The organism is Neoaquamicrobium sediminum (assembly GCF_040970315.1).
Taxonomy (GTDB): domain Bacteria; phylum Pseudomonadota; class Alphaproteobacteria; order Rhizobiales; family Rhizobiaceae; genus Aerobium; species Aerobium sediminum.
The window spans coordinates 217,017-232,628 of the sequence record NZ_JAZHFV010000006.1; the positions used below are offsets into that span (position 1 = coordinate 217,017).

Below are 15,612 nucleotides of genomic sequence, written 5' to 3' on the forward strand. Positions count from 1 at the left end.
AGTCCTCCTGTGCGCCGGGATGCGGGCGCACCGGTTGTCGTCCCTCATAATGGAATCACTGTACGATCAAGTCGAGATCATGGCGGGACAACGGTTTTGGGTCCCCATCGGTCGTCAGATATGTCCGGCCGAGCGTCATCGCGGTTTCGCTGTCGGAATCCATGATGATCATGTGGGCGAACAGGGTCATGTCGGGCGCGATCGGCTCCGGATTGCCGCCATAGAACATCGGCATGTCCATCCAGGACGGCGTGAAGCGTGCGCCAACCGAATAGCCGCAGGCATTGAGCCGATGCCGGGTCAGGCCGTGCGCTTCCATTACCCGGGCATGTGCATCGAACACGTCGCCGAAGGTCTTGCCCGGCACCATGGCCTTTTCCACGGCAAGCAGCGCTTCCCGTGCAGCCTCGAACAGCTCCTGATGCCGTTTGGATGCCTTGCCGGTCAGGATCGTGCGCATCATCGGCGCGTGATAATGGTGGAAGACGCCGGCCCATTCGAGCGTGAGCTGGTCGTTCTTGTTGAGCTTGCGGCGGCCCGCCTTGTAGCGGCAGAGCAGCGCATCGGCGCCGGAGCCGATGATGAACTCGTTGGCGGGGTAGTCGCCGCCGCCTGCGAAGACCGCGCCCTGCATGGCGGCAAGGATCGCACCCTCGTCGCCCCCCTGCTTGATGAGCGGTAGCGCCGCATCGAGCGCATCGTCGGCGAGTGCTGCGGCCTTCTGCGCCTTGGCGATCTCGGCCGCGCTCTTGAGCAGGCGCAGCCGCTGCATGATGTCGGAGGCGTCCTCGGCGGTTGCGAACGTCTTGAGCTGCTCGTCCAGCAGCCGGCCGTTCTTCGCCGTCAGGCCGTGCGTGTCATATTCAACGCCGATGCGGCAGCCCAGCAGATCCATGTCGTTGAGCAGGTTGCGCAGTTCGGCGGCCGGATTGGCCCCGTCACGGTCCGTCCACACCACGATGTTGTCGAGGATGGAGGTGTGGCGTGCCTGACGCAGGTCGGCCGAGCGCGTCATCAGCACCATCGAGCCGTCTGCCTTTACTACAAGGCACTGGAAGAAGCAGAAGCCGAACGTGTCGTAACCCGTCAGCCAGTACATGCTCTCCTGTGCGAAGAGCAGCATGGCATCCAGCTTGCGGTCGGCCATCTCGATGATGAGACGATCACGTCGCGCGTCGAACTCGGTCTTTTCGAAATGCAGCGCCATCAGCGGTCCTCCAGAACGATCGCCGAAATCTGGCGTCCATAGTCGGGCTCCTTGCGGTGCGTTGCGCGCCGGTAGGAGAAGAAACTGGCCTCGTCGGCATAGGTGCAACGGCCGATCGCGCTCGCCGCCACGCCGGCCCGCAGCAGGCGCTCGACCGTGTAGCGGTTGAGATCGAACATCGCGTGGCCGGCCTGCTTTGAGGGTGTGAAGTAATCTTGGTTCGCCGGATCAGCCTCGACGAAACGCTGAACGAATTCCGGGCCGACCTCGTAGTTTTCCGGGCCGATCGATGGGCCAAGCACGGCGGCGATGCGCTCCCGCTTCGCGCCCAGCCCTTCCATAGCCTCGATCGTGGATTCCAGCACGCCCGTCAGCGCGCCCTTCCAGCCGGCATGGGCGGCGCCGATTACGCCGGCCTCGCTATCGGCGTAGAGCACCGGACCGCAATCGGCAGCCAGTACGCCGAGCGCAATGCCGGGCCTATCGGTGACCATGGCGTCGGCTTTGGGTCGCGGTAAGCCGAAAGGCTCGCGTACGACGAGCGCATCGGGCGAATGAACCTGATAAAGGGTCAGCAGCCGGTCGGCTCCGACGCCCATCCATGCCGCAACGCGGCGGCGATTCTCGGTGACGCTCTCTGCTGAATCCTGCGATCCGACACCGGCGTTCAAGCCCTTGTAGATGCCATCCGAGACACCGCCGGCACGGGTGAAGAACCCGTGCCTGACGCCGCTTTGCGCGAATCTCTCAAGCACCGGAGACCGGATCGGGTCCGGTCGAACAGTTTCCAGCATGCGCCGCCTTTGTCCCTTCGTGCCACCGTTGCGCAACATTGCCTGTCGTTTTCACGGTGACCGTTTGAGCGCGGATCGTGGGGCAGGCGAGGGGGAAAAGTCAATCCGTCGCGATGTCCGGCGGCAGCGCTGTGCCCTCCGGCATAATCATCAGAACCTTGAACAGCGTGCCCATTGCATCAGGGCCTGCAAGCCGGTGCACTGCGCCTTCCAGGCGCTCCCGCGTCGCGGCGTCGCAGTTTGCCCCCAGCGCCCCGGCGCGTTCCAGCAACCCCATGCCGACCAGGAAATCGCCCTGGGTCATCAGCCGCGTTTCCAGACCACGGGCCCGCGCAACGGCTGCAAGTGCCGCAAAGTCCACATGCGAGGTCAGGTCGGCTTCGCCCGGGTTGGCGAGCACGTCGTCGAACTGATGCGCGCGCATCGCCTGCAGCGTGTCGCCGGTGCCTGGCTGTAGATGGCCATAGTCGATGAAGATGCCGGCGCCGCCTCGCTTTGCAATCCGCGCCGCGATCATATCCATCAGGGCTTCGCGCGCTGGCGCCAGCTCGACGATCGCGCCATCGGGAGCGTCGGCTGCATCTGCAGGCAACAGGGCCTCGTCGAGCCCGTTCATACCGGCTGCGAACGAGAGCTGACCTTGATCGTCGAGCGCGACCATGCGCTCGCGCCAGCCGCGCGGCGTCTTGACGAACTGGCGCACGGGCAAGGCATCGAACAGCTCGTTGCCGACGATGACGAGCGGCAGGTCGGGCAGGTCCGATATGTCCCGGTACCATGTCGGCCGCGCACGTCCGGCTTCGAGCTTGCCGCGCTGGATTTCCGTCAGGCGCGGGCTCGCCTCGATCATCGCCACACGTGTGAGTGTCACGAAGGACGGGTCGAGGTGGCCGAGCGTGCGCAGCATGTCCGCCATCAGCGTGCCGCGACCCGGTCCGATCTCGGCTAGGATGGACGGCACCGGCTTGCCGTTGGCCGACCAGGCCGACCAGGTCCAGACCGCGAGCAGTTCGCCGAACATCTGGCTGATCTCCGGCGCGGTGATGAAATCGCCTGAAGCGCCGAAGGGTTCGCGCGACGTGTAGTAGCCGTCCTGCGGGTCGAACAGGCAGGCGGCCATGTACTCTGAAACAGAAATCGGGCCGCTGGCCTCAATCAGCCGGATCAGCTTTTGCCTCAGTGCCGTCATTGTGCGGCGGCGGCGGCCCGTTTCGCCCGCAGCATCGCCCATATACCGATGACGAGGAGCGGCACGGACAGCACCATGCCCATGGTCAGCCATCCGCCGACGAGGTAGCCGATATGGGCGTCGGGTTCGCGGAAGAATTCCACGAAGATGCGCGCGGCGCCGTAGCAGGCCACCATCGCGCCCGCGACGAAACCTGGTTGCTTGAGCTTCAGCGCCGAGTGGGTCAGCAGGCGCAGCACGATGAAGAGTACAAGCCCTTCAAGCAGCGCCTCGTAAAGCTGGCTCGGGTGGCGCGGCTCCGGCCCGCCATTGGGGAACACCATCGCCCAGGGAACGTCGCTCGGGCGACCCCAAAGCTCGGAATTGATGAAGTTGGTGACGCGCACCAGACCGAAGCCGACGGGCACGCCTGCAGCGATGGTGTCGAACAGGCTCCAGGGGCTGAAGCCGCGCCGGAAGGCAAACGCGATCATGGCAACGGTGACGCCTGCCAGCCCGCCATGAAACGACATGCCGCCCTGCCAGACGGCCAGTATGTCGGCTGGCCGCTCGATGTAGCGGGCGAGATCGTAGAACAGGATGTAGCCGATGCGGCCGCCGAGCACGACGCCGGCGGCAGCCCAGATCAGGAAGTCGTCGATGTCCTCGGCGGTCAGTGGCGCCTTGCCGCCGGCCCAGAGCCTGTCGGTGGCGACCAGCCTGCGCGCATACCACCAGGCGAACAGGATGCCGACCACATAGCCCAGCCCATACCAGTGTATGGCCAGCGGGCCGATCTGGACGATGACGGGGTCGATTTCGGGAAACGGCAGGGCGGCCAGCGGCAGGAGAAGTTCGGTCAAGTCTGGCACCCCGGTTGCCGGTTGCGTTGGCGACCATATGAGCCGAGGCCATGGCGAGGTCAAGGCGCGGGCGCGACGCCATGTGTCTTGCATTCGCCCGCGTCGCCCACTACTTCCTCATGTGAAGAAACAGCGAGGCCCCTGACCATGTCGACCGGACCCAACCGCATTCTCGACGAGTTCGCCAAGCTGATGACCGACGCTGCCGGCGCCGCGCAGGGCATGCGCAAGGAGGTCGAGACTGCGTTCCGTGGACAGGCCGAACGCATCCTCAACTCGATGGAAATCGTTCAGCGGGAAGAGTTTGAGGCCGTGCGCGAGATGGCGCTGAAAGCGCGCGCGGAAAACGAAAAGCTGGTGGCGCGCGTGGCGGAGCTTGAAGCGAAGCTCGGCGGAGGCGCGTCCAAGGCGGCCGAAAAGCCCGCTGCGAAGCCGCGGACCAAAAAAACTTCGTAAAATCCGCGTCAAGTTTTCCACATTCGGCCACTGCGAAAAACGCTTTGGCGAGAGTCGCTTAGACTCCGGCTTTGAATCAGCCCCTGAATCTCTATCCACATCGCAGAATGCCACTCCGCTAAAAAAAGGGGTGTTCAGGCGACTCTGCATCAATAGACTGAATTTGTTGCATGATTCGGGACGCGATTTGGCGGCCCGCATGTGCCGGGCGGTGGGGACCGGCAGAGCCTTGTATGCGTTGCTTGCCTCCCTTCCTTCCTCAGTAGCCGATTTCTCGTGCCGCGTGCTCCGTAATCAGGTGTGCGTGAATGCCGCCTCATGACCGACGGGAAGAGACTTTTGATGGACCTGCTTGAACTTGACGTAGCGCGCGACCTCCACCCGGTGGATGTCATCGAGCACGTCGCGAACATGAACGACTGGTCGTTCGAGCGAACCGGCGACGACGAGATCGCCATATCGGTCGCCGGTACATGGACCGACTATCACGTTTCCTTCTCCTGGATGGAGGACTTCGAGGCGCTGCATCTGGCCTGCGCCTTCGACATCAAGGTGCCCGAGAACCGCGCGCTCGAGGTGATGCGCCTGCTGTCGCTCATCAACGAGCAGATGCTGTTCGGCCATTTCGACCTGTGGGAGCAGGAGGGCGCGATCATGTTCCGCCAGGCGCTGCTGCTGGCCGGCGGCGCAGAGCCTACCAGCCAGCAGGTCGAGGTGCTGCTGTCGTCGGCGCTCGAAGCCTGCGAATGCTATTTCCAGGCATTCCAGTTCGTCATCTGGTCGGGATCGAGCGCCCGCGACGCGCTCTCGAACGTGCTGTTCGAGACGCAGGGCTCCTGCTGAGGGGCATCGCCATGAGCAAGGATGCCGGGCCGAGGCCCGAGATCACTTATGACGATTTCGACCGGGTCGACATCCGCGCCGGCACCATCGTGGCGGCCGAGCCGTACCCGGAGGCGCGCAAGCCGGCGATCAAGCTATGGATCGATTTCGGGCCGGAGATCGGCGAGAAGAAGACCTCGGCGCAGATCACCAGACACTATACGCCGGAAACGCTGGTTGGGCGGCAGGTGATGGCGGTGGTGAACTTCCCGCCGCGCCAGATCGGCAAGTTCATGTCGGAAGTGCTGACGGTCGGTTTCCCAGACGAGGATGGCGAGGTTGTGCTCGCCGCGATCGACAAGCCGGTGCCTAACGGCGGCAAGCTTTTCTAGCCAAGCTCTACAACCATCATGCTCGACGAAGATGCCTATCTGCCCGGCAATCCGGCGCTGGTCGCCAGCCGTCAGGCAGTGGTGCTCACAGGATGTTCCGGTGGCGGCAAGTCGACGCTCCTCGGCGCGCTGGCTGATCGTGGCTACGCGGTCTGCCCCGAGGCCGGCCGGCAGATCGTACGCGAGCAGATGCATCTGGGCGGTGACGCGCTGCCATGGACCGATGCAACGCAGTTCGTCGCCCTTGCCGCATCGCGCACTATGCACTTGTTCAACACCACAGCCCCCAGCGAACGCGCCATCTTCTTCGACCGCTCGCTTGTCGACCTCACGTCGTTTCTCGAAATGAAAGGGCTCGATGTTCCGGCACACCTGCGCCGCGCGGTCGAGACCTATCGCTACGCACCTTCCGTCTTCGTCACGCCGCCCTGGCGGAAAATCTATGTCGACGAGGCAGAGCGCTCGAAATCTTTCGAGGATGCATGCCGCGAATATGATGCGCTTGTCGACGGCTATCTCGCCGCCGGCTACGAGTTGGTGGAGGTGCCGAAAGCGTCGGTCGCCGAGCGGGCGGATTTCGTGATCGCCAATCTGCCGGCCTGAGAGGGCGGTCAGCCGCCGGCGGCGGCCACCTGTTCCTCGAGATGGCGCAGGGTGAGCCGGTACTGATCGGTCAGCCGCGTCGTCGCCAGCTCCACGTCGCCATCGAGCGCAGCCTCCATGATCAGCCGGTGCTCGACGACGGAATCGCGGCGCGGATAGGTGCTCATGGAAATGTAGCGGTAGCGCTCTGCGTGATCCATCATCTCGTTGCAGAAGCCGATCAGCCATGTCGATCCGCAGCCGGAAATCAGCGCGTTATGGAACGCCCGGTGCCTGACTTCCCATTCGGAGTTGTCGCCGCCTTCCTCCGGCGTGCGGATCGGTGTGCGGGAAAGGTGGTGGAAAGTCAGGACGATGCCATCCTCCCAGCCGGGAGTGCGGTTGGCGATTGATTCTTCCAGCGCGATCGATTCCAGCCAGCAGCGTGTCTTCACCAGTTCGCGCAGGCGCTCCATCGACAGCGGCGGCACGAAGAAGCCGCGCTGGTCGTGCCGATCGACTAGATGTTCCGACGAGAGGCGGTTGAGCGCCTCGCGCACCGGATTGGTGCCGCTGCCGTAGCGCGTTGCCACCTGGTCGATCTGCAGCTTCTGGCCGGGCTTGAAATTGCCCTTGAGAATGTCCTGGCGGAGCTGACGGTAGACGGCGGTCGCCGCCGTCGTCTTTTCCCCGCGCCCGGCGGCATCAATCTCTGTTTCGTTCAATGCCATGCAGCGTTCCGCAGTTTTCGTGCTCCCGTGCCACGCGTCAGCCGAATTTTCCAGCACCGGACCTTTGCCAGAATACGAGACGGCGCTCCAGCCAGACCACCGTCCAGAAGAGAGCGAGGCCGAGCAGGCTCAGGAAGATGATGAGAGAGAAGACACGCGGCGTGTTGAGCTGCGAGGCGGCAACGCGGATCAGCTCGCCGAAACCCTTGCCGCCACCGAGAAACTCCCCGGTAATCGCACCAGCCATGACACCGACTGCGGCGATCTTCAGGCCGGTGAACATCTGCGGCATGCCGAGCGGCAGCTTCATCTTGAACAGCGTCTGCCAGCGGCTCGCGCCCATGGTCCGGAAGAGGGCGCGCGCGTTCTCGTCGGCTGCGTGCAGGCCAGCCGCCGTGCCGACCACGATCGGGAAGGTGGCGATGAAGGCCGCGAGCGCGACCTTGGAGGAGATGCCGAAGCCGAGCCAGGCGAGGAAGATCGGCGCGAAAGCCACTTTCGGCATTGTGTCGATGGCCACGAGATACGGCAACACGGCACGCTCGCCGAAGGTGAACTCGCCGACCAGCACGCCCAGCGTGAAGCCGATCGCAAGCGCGATGGCGAAGCCGTAGATGACTTCCTTGACCGTGATCCAGAGCGCGCCCAGCATGTAGCCGCCGCTGGCGAGGTTCTTCGCGACGAAGACGATGTCCTCGCCGGTCTCCCACGGCCCCGGCAGGATGATCGGCGAAACCAGCCCGGAAATGTGGACAAGCTGCCACATCGCCAGAAAGGCGATCATGATGCCGGCCATCGCGATGGAGCGCGGTATGCGGTCGATAAAGGTTACATGCTCGGTCCAGACCGTGTCGGGACGTCGAGCCTGCGGGTCGGTCGCGATGGTCACAGGAAAGCTCCCTTGTCGAGTCGCGCACGGATGCGGCGTACGTAGTCGCCGAACTTGGCGTCGGTCATCATGTCGAGGGTGCGCGGGCGAGGCAGGTCGATCTCGACCGTCTCCACGAACGTCCCCGGGCGCGGCGACATGACGTAGACCGTATCCGACAGGATCACGGCCTCGGGAATCGAATGGGTAATGAGGAAGGCGGTGGCGTTGCGCTCCATGCAGATGCGCTGCAACTCCATGTTCATGAAGTCGCGCGAGAGCTCGTCGAGCGCACTGAAGGGCTCGTCGAGCAGCAGCACCGCCGGCTCCGTCACCAGCATCCTGCAGATGGCAGCGCGCTGGGCCATGCCGCCCGACAGCTCATGCGGCCAGCGACCTTCGAAGCCTTTAAGCCCGACCAGTTCAAGCAAGGCAAGCGCATCGCGATGCTTGGCGCGGGCTGCCGCCTTGCCGTCGCGGATCTCAATCGGCAGGACGATATTCTCCAGCACCGTGCGCCACGGAAAAAGCGTCGCCTGCTGGAACATCATGCCGATGTCCTCGCGCGTGCCTGTGACGGGGGTGCCCTCCAGATAGACGCCGCCCTCCGATGGCGGGATCAACCCCGCCATGATCTTCAGCAGCGTGGACTTGCCGCAGCCCGACGGGCCGATCACCGAGGAGAAGCTGCCTTCGCGCAACGTCAGGTCGACACGGTCGAGCGCGCGCAGATTGCCTCGCGCATAGCTCTTGGCAACGCCGGAGAGCTCGTAGACCGGCCGGCTCTGCGAGCCGGCCGTCATGGCATCTGTCCGTGGAAGGACGGTCATTCCGCGTTCCACGCTTCCACGAACTGGTTGGTGTAGGCCGCTTCGAGGTCGTCGAGCGGTGCCGACAGCGCGCCGGATTCAACCGAGCTGTCGTGCCACATCTGCCAGTGCTCCGGCGGCTGGTAGCCATAGCCGTTGGACATGTCGAGCGGCGTGATGCGGTCCTGGATGGCTGCCAGCAGCGCTTCGGCGAATTCGCGGTCCTCGCCTTCCTGCGGGTTGCCGGCCGTGGTGTGCTCCAGCACCTTGTCCTTGTTGGCGGGGTCCATGCCGAATTTGGTGCCCTTCACGAGCGCCTTGCCGAAGGCCTCGATGACGTCCGGATTTTCATCGAGATAGCTGCGGGTCACCGCCCAGCCATTGCCGAAATAGGAAAGGTAGGCTTCCGGCGTGATCTCGCGAAGGGGAATGCCACGCGATTCGATGATGGCGGCGTCGCTGACTGCGGCCGCGTAGGATGAGACCTCGTCATTGAGGAACGCCGCTGCCGCAGTACCGCCGTCGCCGATTGCCAGGAACTCGTAGTCGGTGCCTTCGGCAAGGCCGACATCGGTCAGGATCGCGCGGCTGAAGCCAACTTCCGCGCCGTCGGCCGTGCCGACGCCGACCACCGTGCCCTTGAGGTCAGCCGGGCCCTGGACCTCGGATTCCTCACGCACGACGAGCCCGAAGATCGATTTCGGGAACTGGTTGTAAATGAAGACGACATCCTCGCCGCGTGCCCTGGCACCGAGAAGCGGGCCGGGACCGGGATTGCCGATCTGCGCCTGGCCTGCCGCCATGGATTGCAGCACGGATGCCGAGCCGTTGACCGCCTCGACGGTGACGTTGATGCCTGCTTCCTCGAAGTAGCCTTCGCCGATCGCGACGTGCAGCGGGAAATTGTTGATGGCCGAGGGATTCGGCACGACGATGGTTATGTTCTTGTCCTGCGCATAGGCAGCGCCCGTGACGCCCGTCAGAGATGCGATGGAAAGCGCGAGCGCCGCCGTCGCGGCGCGGCAAAGATCCGAACCCGTTTTCATGGTCATTCCTCCCTGTTCGCCTTGCAGGATCCTCCCGACCCTGCGGCTCACATAATCTACATTTCTTACTCCGACTGTCAAAAACCTATTTTTTGATGCGCGGCCTTTCTTAATGTGCATTATGCCAGCCGACATGGCTTCACCAAGGAGGAGACGATGGCCAGCAACGGATATGTGATCGACGCGCCCGAACAGGCCAGCCTGGCTGTAGCGGGCAGCAAGGAGCGCTTCCCGGTACGACGCATCTATTGTGTCGGTCGAAACTACGTCGCGCACGTTCGCGAGATGGGCGGCGACGAGGATCGTGATCCCCCGATCTTCTTCCAGAAGCCGACGGATTCGGTGGTGGAGAGCGGTTCCACGATCGCCTATCCGACGATCACCGAGAATTTCCATCATGAGATGGAAATGGTCATTGCGCTCAAGTCGGGCGGCTACAACATCGCCGAGAGCGATGCGCTGAACCACATCTGGGGCTATGGCGCGGGTCTAGACATGACCCGCCGCGACATCCAGGGCAACGGCAAGCCGTGGGAGATCGCCAAGTCTTTCGACCAGTCCTGCCCGTGCGGACCGCTTTCGCCGGTTGAAAAGGTCGGCCACATCTCCAAGGGCGCGATCAAGCTGACCGTCAATGGCGAGACCAAGCAGGAATCCGACATCGAGCTGCTGATCTGGCGCGTGCCGGAGATCATCGCGAACCTGTCGACGCTGTTCGAGCTCAAGGCCGGCGACATTATCCTCACCGGCACGCCGCATGGCGTCGGACCCGTGCAGCCGGGCGACGAACTGGTCGGCACCATCGATGGGCTCGAGCCTCTGACGGTGAAGATCGGCGAGCGCCCGGCCTGATCGGCGTCAGGCCGGGATACGGATAACGGCACGCAGGCCGCCGAGCGGACTTTCATCGAGCGTGATGTCGCCGCCATGGCTGCGGGCGATGTCACGCGCGATGGACAGGCCGAGGCCCGTGCCGCCGGAATCCTGGTTGCGGGCGTCGTCCAGCCGGTAGAAGGGCTTGAAGACCTCCTCGCGTTTTTCCGCCGGTATGCCGGGGCCGTCATCGTCGACGATGACTAGCAGCGACCCGCGCGCGTGGGTCGCCTTGATGCTCACGGTCTTTGCGTAACGGAACGCATTCCCCACGACGTTCGACAGCAGGCGCGAGAAGGCATTGGGCCGCACATAGACGACCGGATTGCCGGTCAGGTACGTCGTCAGCGTGCGCTTGCGCAGCTTCGCTTCTTCCGACAGCTTCTCCATGAATGCGGCAATGTCGAACTGGCCGGTATCCTCGCCTGCCTCGCCGCGAGCGAAGGCGAGATAGCCCTCCAGCATCGACTGCATGTCGTCGATATCCTGGTCGAGCGCTTCGCGGTCCATCTTCGAGCCGCCCAGAGCAAGCTGCAGCTTGAAGCGGGTGAGGATGGTGCGCAGGTCGTGGCTGACGCCTGTGAGCATCGCGGTGCGTTGCTCGATCTGTCGCTCGATGCGCTCGCGCATCTGTATGAACGCAGCACCGGCGCGCCGGACCTCTTCCGCACCGCGCGGCCGGAAGTCGCTCGGCGTCGGCCGTCCCTTGCCGAAGCTCTCCGCGGCTTCTGCAAGGCGCAGGATCGGCCTGATCTGATTGCGCAGGAAAGCGACGGCGATGCCGATGAGCACCAGCGAGCTGCCGACCATCCACAACAGGAAGATGTGCGTGTTGGAGGCGTAGGTCTGGCTGCGGCGGGCGAAGACGCGCAGCACCTTGTCTTCCAGCCGGACGCGGATTTCCACGATGTTGGAGGCGCCGACCGTATCGATCCAGAAGGGCCGGTTGATCTGCTGGTTGATCTGCTGGCTCAGGAAGTAGTCGAGGATCGAGAAGAACGGCTTGGGGCCGGGGGCGGGCAGGGGATCGGGCGGCAGTATGTCGATCTTGAGCTGCAGCCGCTCTTGGGCGATGCGAATCACGTCGGCATAGTTGTCACCGGGCGGATAGGTCTCGATCATGTCGATGACGGCTGCGATGTCGCGTGTCACCGCAGCCGAAAGGCGCTGGGTCACCGTCTGCCAATGCCGCTCCATGAAGGCAAAGGCGATCACGGATTGCAGCAGGATCATCGGCGCGATCACGATGATGAGCGAACGCGCATAGAGGCGCTTGGGCAGATAGCGCGCGACGACCCGCCAGACGCGGCCGAACCCGTTCCACAGGCCGGCAAACGGACGCAGGTACCCGCCGGCCCGTTCTGACTTATCGCGCGCCGGTGTGTCGGAACTCGCCATCAGCCTTTTCCCGCGCCCGGTTTCAAGGGCACATCTGGGGCATCAGTCTATTCGACACTGAGCCTGTATCCAACACCGCGCACCGTCTGCAGCCACACCGGGTTGGACGGGTCGCGCTCGATCTTGCGTCGCAGGCGGTTGATCTGCACGTCGATGGTGCGCTCGCCGACCTCCGCGTCCGAGCCCACCAGCTCGTGCCGCGGGATGGTGTCGCCCGCCCGCTCGGCGAAGATGACCAGTATTTCCTGTTCGCGGTCGGTCAGCTTCAAGATTTCGCCGCCACGCTTGAGTTCGCGCCGGGCGATCTGGAACGTGTAGGGCCCGAAGACGATCTGCTCCACCTTCGGCGTCTGCTGCGGGCCGCCGCGACGCAGGATGTTGTTGAGCCGCAGCAGCAGCTCGCGCGGGTCGAACGGCTTGGGCAGGTAGTCGTCCGCGCCGGCTTCGAGGCCGGCCACCCGGCTGTCAGTCTCCGACAGCGCGGTCAGCATCAGGATCGGCACGTTCTTTTGCTCGCGCAGCGACTTCGTAAGCTGCACGCCGCTCTCGCCCGGCATCATCACATCGAGCACGATCAGGTCGAAATCCAGCCCTGCCAACTTGCGCCGTGCTTCGTCCGCATTGCCGGCCACGGTGATGCGATAGCCGTTTTCGCTCAGGAACTGCTTCAGCAGGGTGCGGATGCGGGTGTCGTCGTCGACCACGAGCAGATGGGGGGCATCGTCGCCCGGTACATGCGAATCCTGCGTCATAGGCAAGTCCTTCAAGTGCAATGCCCCACCCTGCGGCGATCCTAGCCTGCCTCCCTGCGCCGGTCATCCCCGGTCGCTGTCTGATCGTCGATCTGCGCGCGCTGCTCGGGATTGACCATGCCTAGGAGAAACCGCTCGATTGCGGCGCGGTCGCCAGGTGCCGCTTCCGCCAATGCAGCGGCGATGCGGCGGGATTGGGGCGCTGCCAGCGCAAGTGCAAGCCCGCGGCCCTTGGCGGTGGGGTAAAGCTCGCGCTGGCGCCTGTCGCGCGGACCCTGCACCTGCACGATGTGGCCGGTGTCGATCAGCTGCTTTAACACCCGCGCGAGGCTCTGCTTGGTGATCCTGAGCACGTCGAGAAGCTCGGCAACGGTGAGTCCCGGCCTGCGGTTGACGAAGTGCAGGACGCGATGGTGGGCACGGCCGAAAGCGTATTCGCCAAGGATCTGGTCGGGGTCGGAGGTGAAGTCGCGATAGGCGAAAAAGAACAGCTCGATGATGGCGAAGTCGATGCCGTCTTCGCCCGTCAACGCCGATTTTATCGGGTCCTCGTTTCGCTCCGGATGCTGCGTCATATCCTGCTCGTCGTTCCTGTTCGCCGAATTTATGTCAGCCTTGTTGACATAAATTCGGTCCGATGGTAATTTTTGCCAATCTTTCGGCCGGAATGCGAACGAAAAGAAAAGCCAGGGGCTGTTTGCCCGGAACTTCCTTCAACTCGCCTCGCTTTCGGCATAAAGTTGCGGTCCGGCGTATCCGGTTAGGCGATCCCGCACCGCACGTCCAATGAAAACAGGGCCTTGCGCCCCTAGGGAGACTTCTATGGCATCCGTTCCTTTCGACCAGCTTGAAGGTCACATCTGGATGAATGGCGAATTCGTCAAATGGGCGGAGGCCAAGATTCACGTACTGACCCACGGGCTGCACTATGCCAGCGCCGTGTTCGAGGGCGAGCGCGCCTATGGCGGCGAGATCTTCAAGCTGACCGAGCATACCGAGCGTCTGCACGAGTCCGCCCGCATCCTCGGATTCACCATTCCCTACTCGGTTGCCGAGATCGACGATGCCTGCCGCACTCTCCTGCGCATGCAGGGTTTCGCAGACGCCTATGTCCGCCCGATCGCGTGGCGCGGCTCGGAGATGATGGGCGTCTCGGCCCAGAACAATCGCATCAATTGCGCGATCGCCATCTGGCAGTGGCCGAGCTATTTCGATCCCGCGCAGAAGCTGAAGGGCATCCGGCTCGACATGGCGGAATACCGCCGTCCCGACCCGCGCACGGCGCCGTCACGCTCGAAGGCCGCCGGCCTCTACATGATCTGCACGCTGTCGAAACATGCAGCCGAAGCAAAGGGTTATGCCGACGCGCTGATGCTCGACTGGCGCGGGCAGGTTGCCGAGGCGACGGGTGCGAACGTCTTCTTCGTCAAGGACGGCAAGATCCATACGCCGACGCCGGACTGCTTCCTCGACGGCATCACCCGTCGCACGGTTATCGGCCTTGCAAAGGCGCGCGGCCTCGAAGTCATCGAGCGGGCTATCATGCCGGAAGAACTCGAGGGTTTCGAGCAGGCGTTCCTGACCGGAACGGCGGCAGAGGTCACGCCGGTCTCGGAGATCGGCCCCTATAATTTCGAGGTCGGCGAGATCGCCAAGACCCTGATGGAAGATTACATGGCCGAGGTGCAGCCGAAGCAGGCGGTGGCGGCCGAATAGGCCGTCATTTCTTCGCAACCACAGGTCGTCGCTCCGTTTGACTTTAGTCGAATTCGGGTTTCCACTTCCGACGCCGGCGAGACTCGCGCCGGTGTTATAGAGGGAAACTTCATATGGAAGCGCTTCTTCCTATCATCATTCAGGTCGTGACGGGGATCATCGGCGGCCAGGCGGTCGGCGCTGCGCTCAAGCAGGTCGACATGAGCCAGGTCATCAAGATCATCTCCGGCGGTGTGGGCGGTCTCGGCGGCGGCTTGCTGCTTGGCGGGATGGGCGGCGACGCCGGCGCGCTCGGCGGCATTCTGGGCGATGTGATCGGTGGCGGCGCGGGCGGTGCCGTGCTGACCGGTATCGTCGGCATGGTCATGAAGCAGATGGGCAATCGCTGATCCGGCCCGCTCTAGCTGAAATCGAGGGCGGCCTCGCGGCCGCCCTTTTCGTTGACCCGCGCCCTCTCCATGTGTGGCGTAACAGAGGAGACAACCATGGGCGAATTGAGAGCCGGCATCATTACCGTCACGCCGTTTCAGCAGAACTGCACGATCCTTTTCGACGAGAGTGAGAAGCGCGGGGTGGTGATCGATCCGGGCGGGGAGGTCGAGCGGATCCTTGCCGCGATCAACGATAACGGGCTGGCGATCGAGGCGATCTGGATCACCCATGGCCATATCGACCATGCCGGCGGTGCGATGGCGCTCAAGGAAGCGCTCGACGTCGACATCGTCGGGCCGCACGAGGCGGATGCTTCACTGCTCTCGAACCTGGAAAGCCAGGCGCAGATGTTCGGCCTGCCCGATCGGGTCCGCAACTGCACGCCCGACCGCTATTTGCAGGAAGGCGAGACCGTCTCGTTTGCCGGGCATGATTTCGAGGTGCTGCATTGCCCGGGCCATGCGCCGGGACATGTCGTGTTCTACAATCGGGCGGCGAAATTCGCCCATGTGGGCGACGTTCTCTTTCACGGCTCGATCGGTCGCACCGATCTGCCGGGCGGTGACCACGATACCCTCATTCGCTCAATCAAGGAAAAATTGCTGCCGCTGGGTGATGATGTCGGCTTCATCTGCGGTCATGGACCCGGGGGCCGCTTTGGCGACGAGCGGCGTGGAAATCCGTTCCTGGTTTGAAGAAAGGC

The 15,612-nt window shown here is 63.7% G+C and carries 19 protein-coding genes; 8 read left to right on the top strand and 11 right to left on the bottom strand.

Going from position 1 to position 15,612, the window contains the following annotated elements:
* Positions 1–55: 55 nt before the first annotated feature.
* The 4 genes from V1479_RS17795 to lgt form a co-directional block, all read right to left on the bottom strand.
* Positions 56–1,207: a M24 family metallopeptidase gene (locus V1479_RS17795; protein ID WP_173192696.1), complete on the bottom strand. Its 1,152-nt coding sequence runs from the start codon at positions 1,205–1,207 to the stop codon at positions 56–58.
* Positions 1,207–2,001 carry a peptidoglycan editing factor PgeF gene (gene pgeF, locus V1479_RS17800; protein WP_368804126.1) on the bottom strand — a complete coding sequence of 265 codons (795 nt, stop codon included), beginning with the start codon at positions 1,999–2,001 and terminating at the stop codon, positions 1,207–1,209. Before pgeF ends, V1479_RS17795 begins: the two co-directional genes overlap by 1 nt.
* 100 nt (positions 2,002–2,101) lie before the next feature.
* Entirely contained in the window at positions 2,102–3,190 is a 1,089-nt protein-coding gene (locus tag V1479_RS17805; RefSeq protein ID WP_368804127.1) for a class I SAM-dependent methyltransferase, read from the bottom strand.
* Positions 3,187–4,032, bottom strand: a complete 846-nt coding sequence (lgt, locus tag V1479_RS17810) for a prolipoprotein diacylglyceryl transferase (protein ID WP_368804128.1) — start codon at positions 4,030–4,032, stop codon at positions 3,187–3,189. Before lgt ends, V1479_RS17805 begins: the two co-directional genes overlap by 4 nt.
* Before the next feature lie 147 nt (positions 4,033–4,179).
* Between lgt and V1479_RS17815 the strand changes: the two genes are divergently transcribed.
* The 4 genes from V1479_RS17815 to V1479_RS17830 all read left to right on the top strand — a co-directional run bounded on the left by V1479_RS17815 (position 4,180) and on the right by V1479_RS17830 (position 6,305).
* Positions 4,180–4,488 carry an accessory factor UbiK family protein gene (locus tag V1479_RS17815; RefSeq protein ID WP_368804129.1) on the top strand — a complete coding sequence of 103 codons (309 nt, stop codon included), beginning with the start codon at positions 4,180–4,182 and terminating at the stop codon, positions 4,486–4,488.
* A 342-nt stretch (positions 4,489–4,830) separates the two neighbouring features.
* Positions 4,831–5,331 (top strand): type III secretion system chaperone family protein, encoded by a 501-nt coding sequence (locus tag V1479_RS17820; protein WP_173192689.1) that lies wholly within the window; start codon positions 4,831–4,833, stop codon positions 5,329–5,331.
* Positions 5,332–5,342: 11 nt separating this feature from the next.
* Entirely contained in the window at positions 5,343–5,702 is a 360-nt protein-coding gene (locus tag V1479_RS17825) for a tRNA-binding protein (protein WP_368804130.1), read from the top strand.
* 18 nt (positions 5,703–5,720) lie between these two features.
* Positions 5,721–6,305, top strand: a complete 585-nt coding sequence (locus tag V1479_RS17830) for an AAA family ATPase (protein WP_368804131.1) — start codon at positions 5,721–5,723, stop codon at positions 6,303–6,305.
* Positions 6,306–6,313: 8 nt separating this feature from the next.
* Here the strand turns inward: V1479_RS17830 and V1479_RS17835 are convergent, their stop codons facing one another.
* The 4 genes from V1479_RS17835 to V1479_RS17850 are packed head-to-tail and all read right to left on the bottom strand — an operon-like array spanning position 6,314 to position 9,738.
* Positions 6,314–7,015, bottom strand: a complete 702-nt coding sequence (locus V1479_RS17835) for a GntR family transcriptional regulator (RefSeq protein ID WP_368804132.1) — start codon at positions 7,013–7,015, stop codon at positions 6,314–6,316.
* A gap of 37 nt (positions 7,016–7,052) precedes the next feature.
* Positions 7,053–7,904 (bottom strand): ABC transporter permease, encoded by an 852-nt coding sequence (locus tag V1479_RS17840; RefSeq protein ID WP_368804133.1) that lies wholly within the window; start codon positions 7,902–7,904, stop codon positions 7,053–7,055.
* Positions 7,901–8,713: an ABC transporter ATP-binding protein gene (locus tag V1479_RS17845; RefSeq protein WP_368804134.1), complete on the bottom strand. Its 813-nt coding sequence runs from the start codon at positions 8,711–8,713 to the stop codon at positions 7,901–7,903. Before V1479_RS17845 ends, V1479_RS17840 begins: the two co-directional genes overlap by 4 nt.
* Positions 8,710–9,738, bottom strand: a complete 1,029-nt coding sequence (locus V1479_RS17850; RefSeq protein ID WP_368804135.1) for an ABC transporter substrate-binding protein — start codon at positions 9,736–9,738, stop codon at positions 8,710–8,712. The genes V1479_RS17845 and V1479_RS17850 overlap by 4 nt, the downstream gene beginning before the upstream one ends.
* Positions 9,739–9,894: 156 nt before the next feature.
* Between V1479_RS17850 and V1479_RS17855 the strand changes: the two genes are divergently transcribed.
* A complete protein-coding gene (locus V1479_RS17855) occupies positions 9,895–10,590 on the top strand; it encodes a fumarylacetoacetate hydrolase family protein (protein WP_368804136.1) in 696 nt (231 codons plus the stop codon).
* A gap of 6 nt (positions 10,591–10,596) precedes the next feature.
* On the opposite strand, the gene V1479_RS17860 is transcribed toward V1479_RS17855, so the two are convergent.
* The 3 genes from V1479_RS17860 to V1479_RS17870 are packed head-to-tail and all read right to left on the bottom strand — an operon-like array spanning position 10,597 to position 13,336.
* Positions 10,597–12,009, bottom strand: coding sequence for an ATP-binding protein (locus tag V1479_RS17860; RefSeq protein ID WP_368804137.1), 1,413 nt, complete (start codon positions 12,007–12,009; stop codon positions 10,597–10,599).
* 47 nt (positions 12,010–12,056) lie between these two features.
* A complete protein-coding gene (locus tag V1479_RS17865; protein WP_368804138.1) occupies positions 12,057–12,761 on the bottom strand; it encodes a response regulator in 705 nt (234 codons plus the stop codon).
* A 41-nt stretch (positions 12,762–12,802) separates the two neighbouring features.
* Positions 12,803–13,336 carry a MarR family winged helix-turn-helix transcriptional regulator gene (locus V1479_RS17870; RefSeq protein ID WP_173192674.1) on the bottom strand — a complete coding sequence of 178 codons (534 nt, stop codon included), beginning with the start codon at positions 13,334–13,336 and terminating at the stop codon, positions 12,803–12,805.
* A gap of 247 nt (positions 13,337–13,583) precedes the next feature.
* Here V1479_RS17870 and V1479_RS17875 point away from each other — a divergent pair, with 247 nt between their 5' ends.
* The 3 genes from V1479_RS17875 to V1479_RS17885 all read left to right on the top strand — a co-directional run bounded on the left by V1479_RS17875 (position 13,584) and on the right by V1479_RS17885 (position 15,604).
* Complete coding sequence (locus V1479_RS17875; protein ID WP_173192672.1) at positions 13,584–14,477, top strand: branched-chain amino acid aminotransferase; 894 nt, start codon at positions 13,584–13,586, stop codon at positions 14,475–14,477.
* 113 nt (positions 14,478–14,590) lie between these two features.
* Positions 14,591–14,866, top strand: coding sequence for a hypothetical protein (locus V1479_RS17880; RefSeq protein ID WP_368804139.1), 276 nt, complete (start codon positions 14,591–14,593; stop codon positions 14,864–14,866).
* A 96-nt stretch (positions 14,867–14,962) separates the two neighbouring features.
* Positions 14,963–15,604, top strand: coding sequence for an MBL fold metallo-hydrolase (locus V1479_RS17885; RefSeq protein WP_368804140.1), 642 nt, complete (start codon positions 14,963–14,965; stop codon positions 15,602–15,604).
* Positions 15,605–15,612 lie beyond the last annotated feature (8 nt).

Coding starts and splice junctions, on each gene's coding strand:
- V1479_RS17795 (WP_173192696.1), bottom strand. CDS start 1,207: ATGGCGCTGCATTTCGAAAAGACCGAGTTCGACGCGCGACGTGATCGT.
- pgeF (WP_368804126.1), bottom strand. CDS start 2,001: ATGCTGGAAACTGTTCGACCGGACCCGATCCGGTCTCCGGTGCTTGAG.
- V1479_RS17805 (WP_368804127.1), bottom strand. CDS start 3,190: ATGACGGCACTGAGGCAAAAGCTGATCCGGCTGATTGAGGCCAGCGGC.
- V1479_RS17815 (WP_368804129.1), top strand. CDS start 4,180: ATGTCGACCGGACCCAACCGCATTCTCGACGAGTTCGCCAAGCTGATG.
- V1479_RS17820 (WP_173192689.1), top strand. CDS start 4,831: ATGGACCTGCTTGAACTTGACGTAGCGCGCGACCTCCACCCGGTGGAT.
- V1479_RS17825 (WP_368804130.1), top strand. CDS start 5,343: ATGAGCAAGGATGCCGGGCCGAGGCCCGAGATCACTTATGACGATTTC.
- V1479_RS17830 (WP_368804131.1), top strand. CDS start 5,721: ATGCTCGACGAAGATGCCTATCTGCCCGGCAATCCGGCGCTGGTCGCC.
- V1479_RS17835 (WP_368804132.1), bottom strand. CDS start 7,015: ATGGCATTGAACGAAACAGAGATTGATGCCGCCGGGCGCGGGGAAAAG.
- V1479_RS17845 (WP_368804134.1), bottom strand. CDS start 8,713: ATGACCGTCCTTCCACGGACAGATGCCATGACGGCCGGCTCGCAGAGC.
- V1479_RS17850 (WP_368804135.1), bottom strand. CDS start 9,738: ATGAAAACGGGTTCGGATCTTTGCCGCGCCGCGACGGCGGCGCTCGCG.
- V1479_RS17855 (WP_368804136.1), top strand. CDS start 9,895: ATGGCCAGCAACGGATATGTGATCGACGCGCCCGAACAGGCCAGCCTG.
- V1479_RS17860 (WP_368804137.1), bottom strand. CDS start 12,009: ATGGCGAGTTCCGACACACCGGCGCGCGATAAGTCAGAACGGGCCGGC.
- V1479_RS17865 (WP_368804138.1), bottom strand. CDS start 12,761: ATGACGCAGGATTCGCATGTACCGGGCGACGATGCCCCCCATCTGCTC.
- V1479_RS17870 (WP_173192674.1), bottom strand. CDS start 13,336: ATGACGCAGCATCCGGAGCGAAACGAGGACCCGATAAAATCGGCGTTG.
- V1479_RS17875 (WP_173192672.1), top strand. CDS start 13,584: ATGGCATCCGTTCCTTTCGACCAGCTTGAAGGTCACATCTGGATGAAT.
- V1479_RS17880 (WP_368804139.1), top strand. CDS start 14,591: ATGGAAGCGCTTCTTCCTATCATCATTCAGGTCGTGACGGGGATCATC.
- V1479_RS17885 (WP_368804140.1), top strand. CDS start 14,963: ATGGGCGAATTGAGAGCCGGCATCATTACCGTCACGCCGTTTCAGCAG.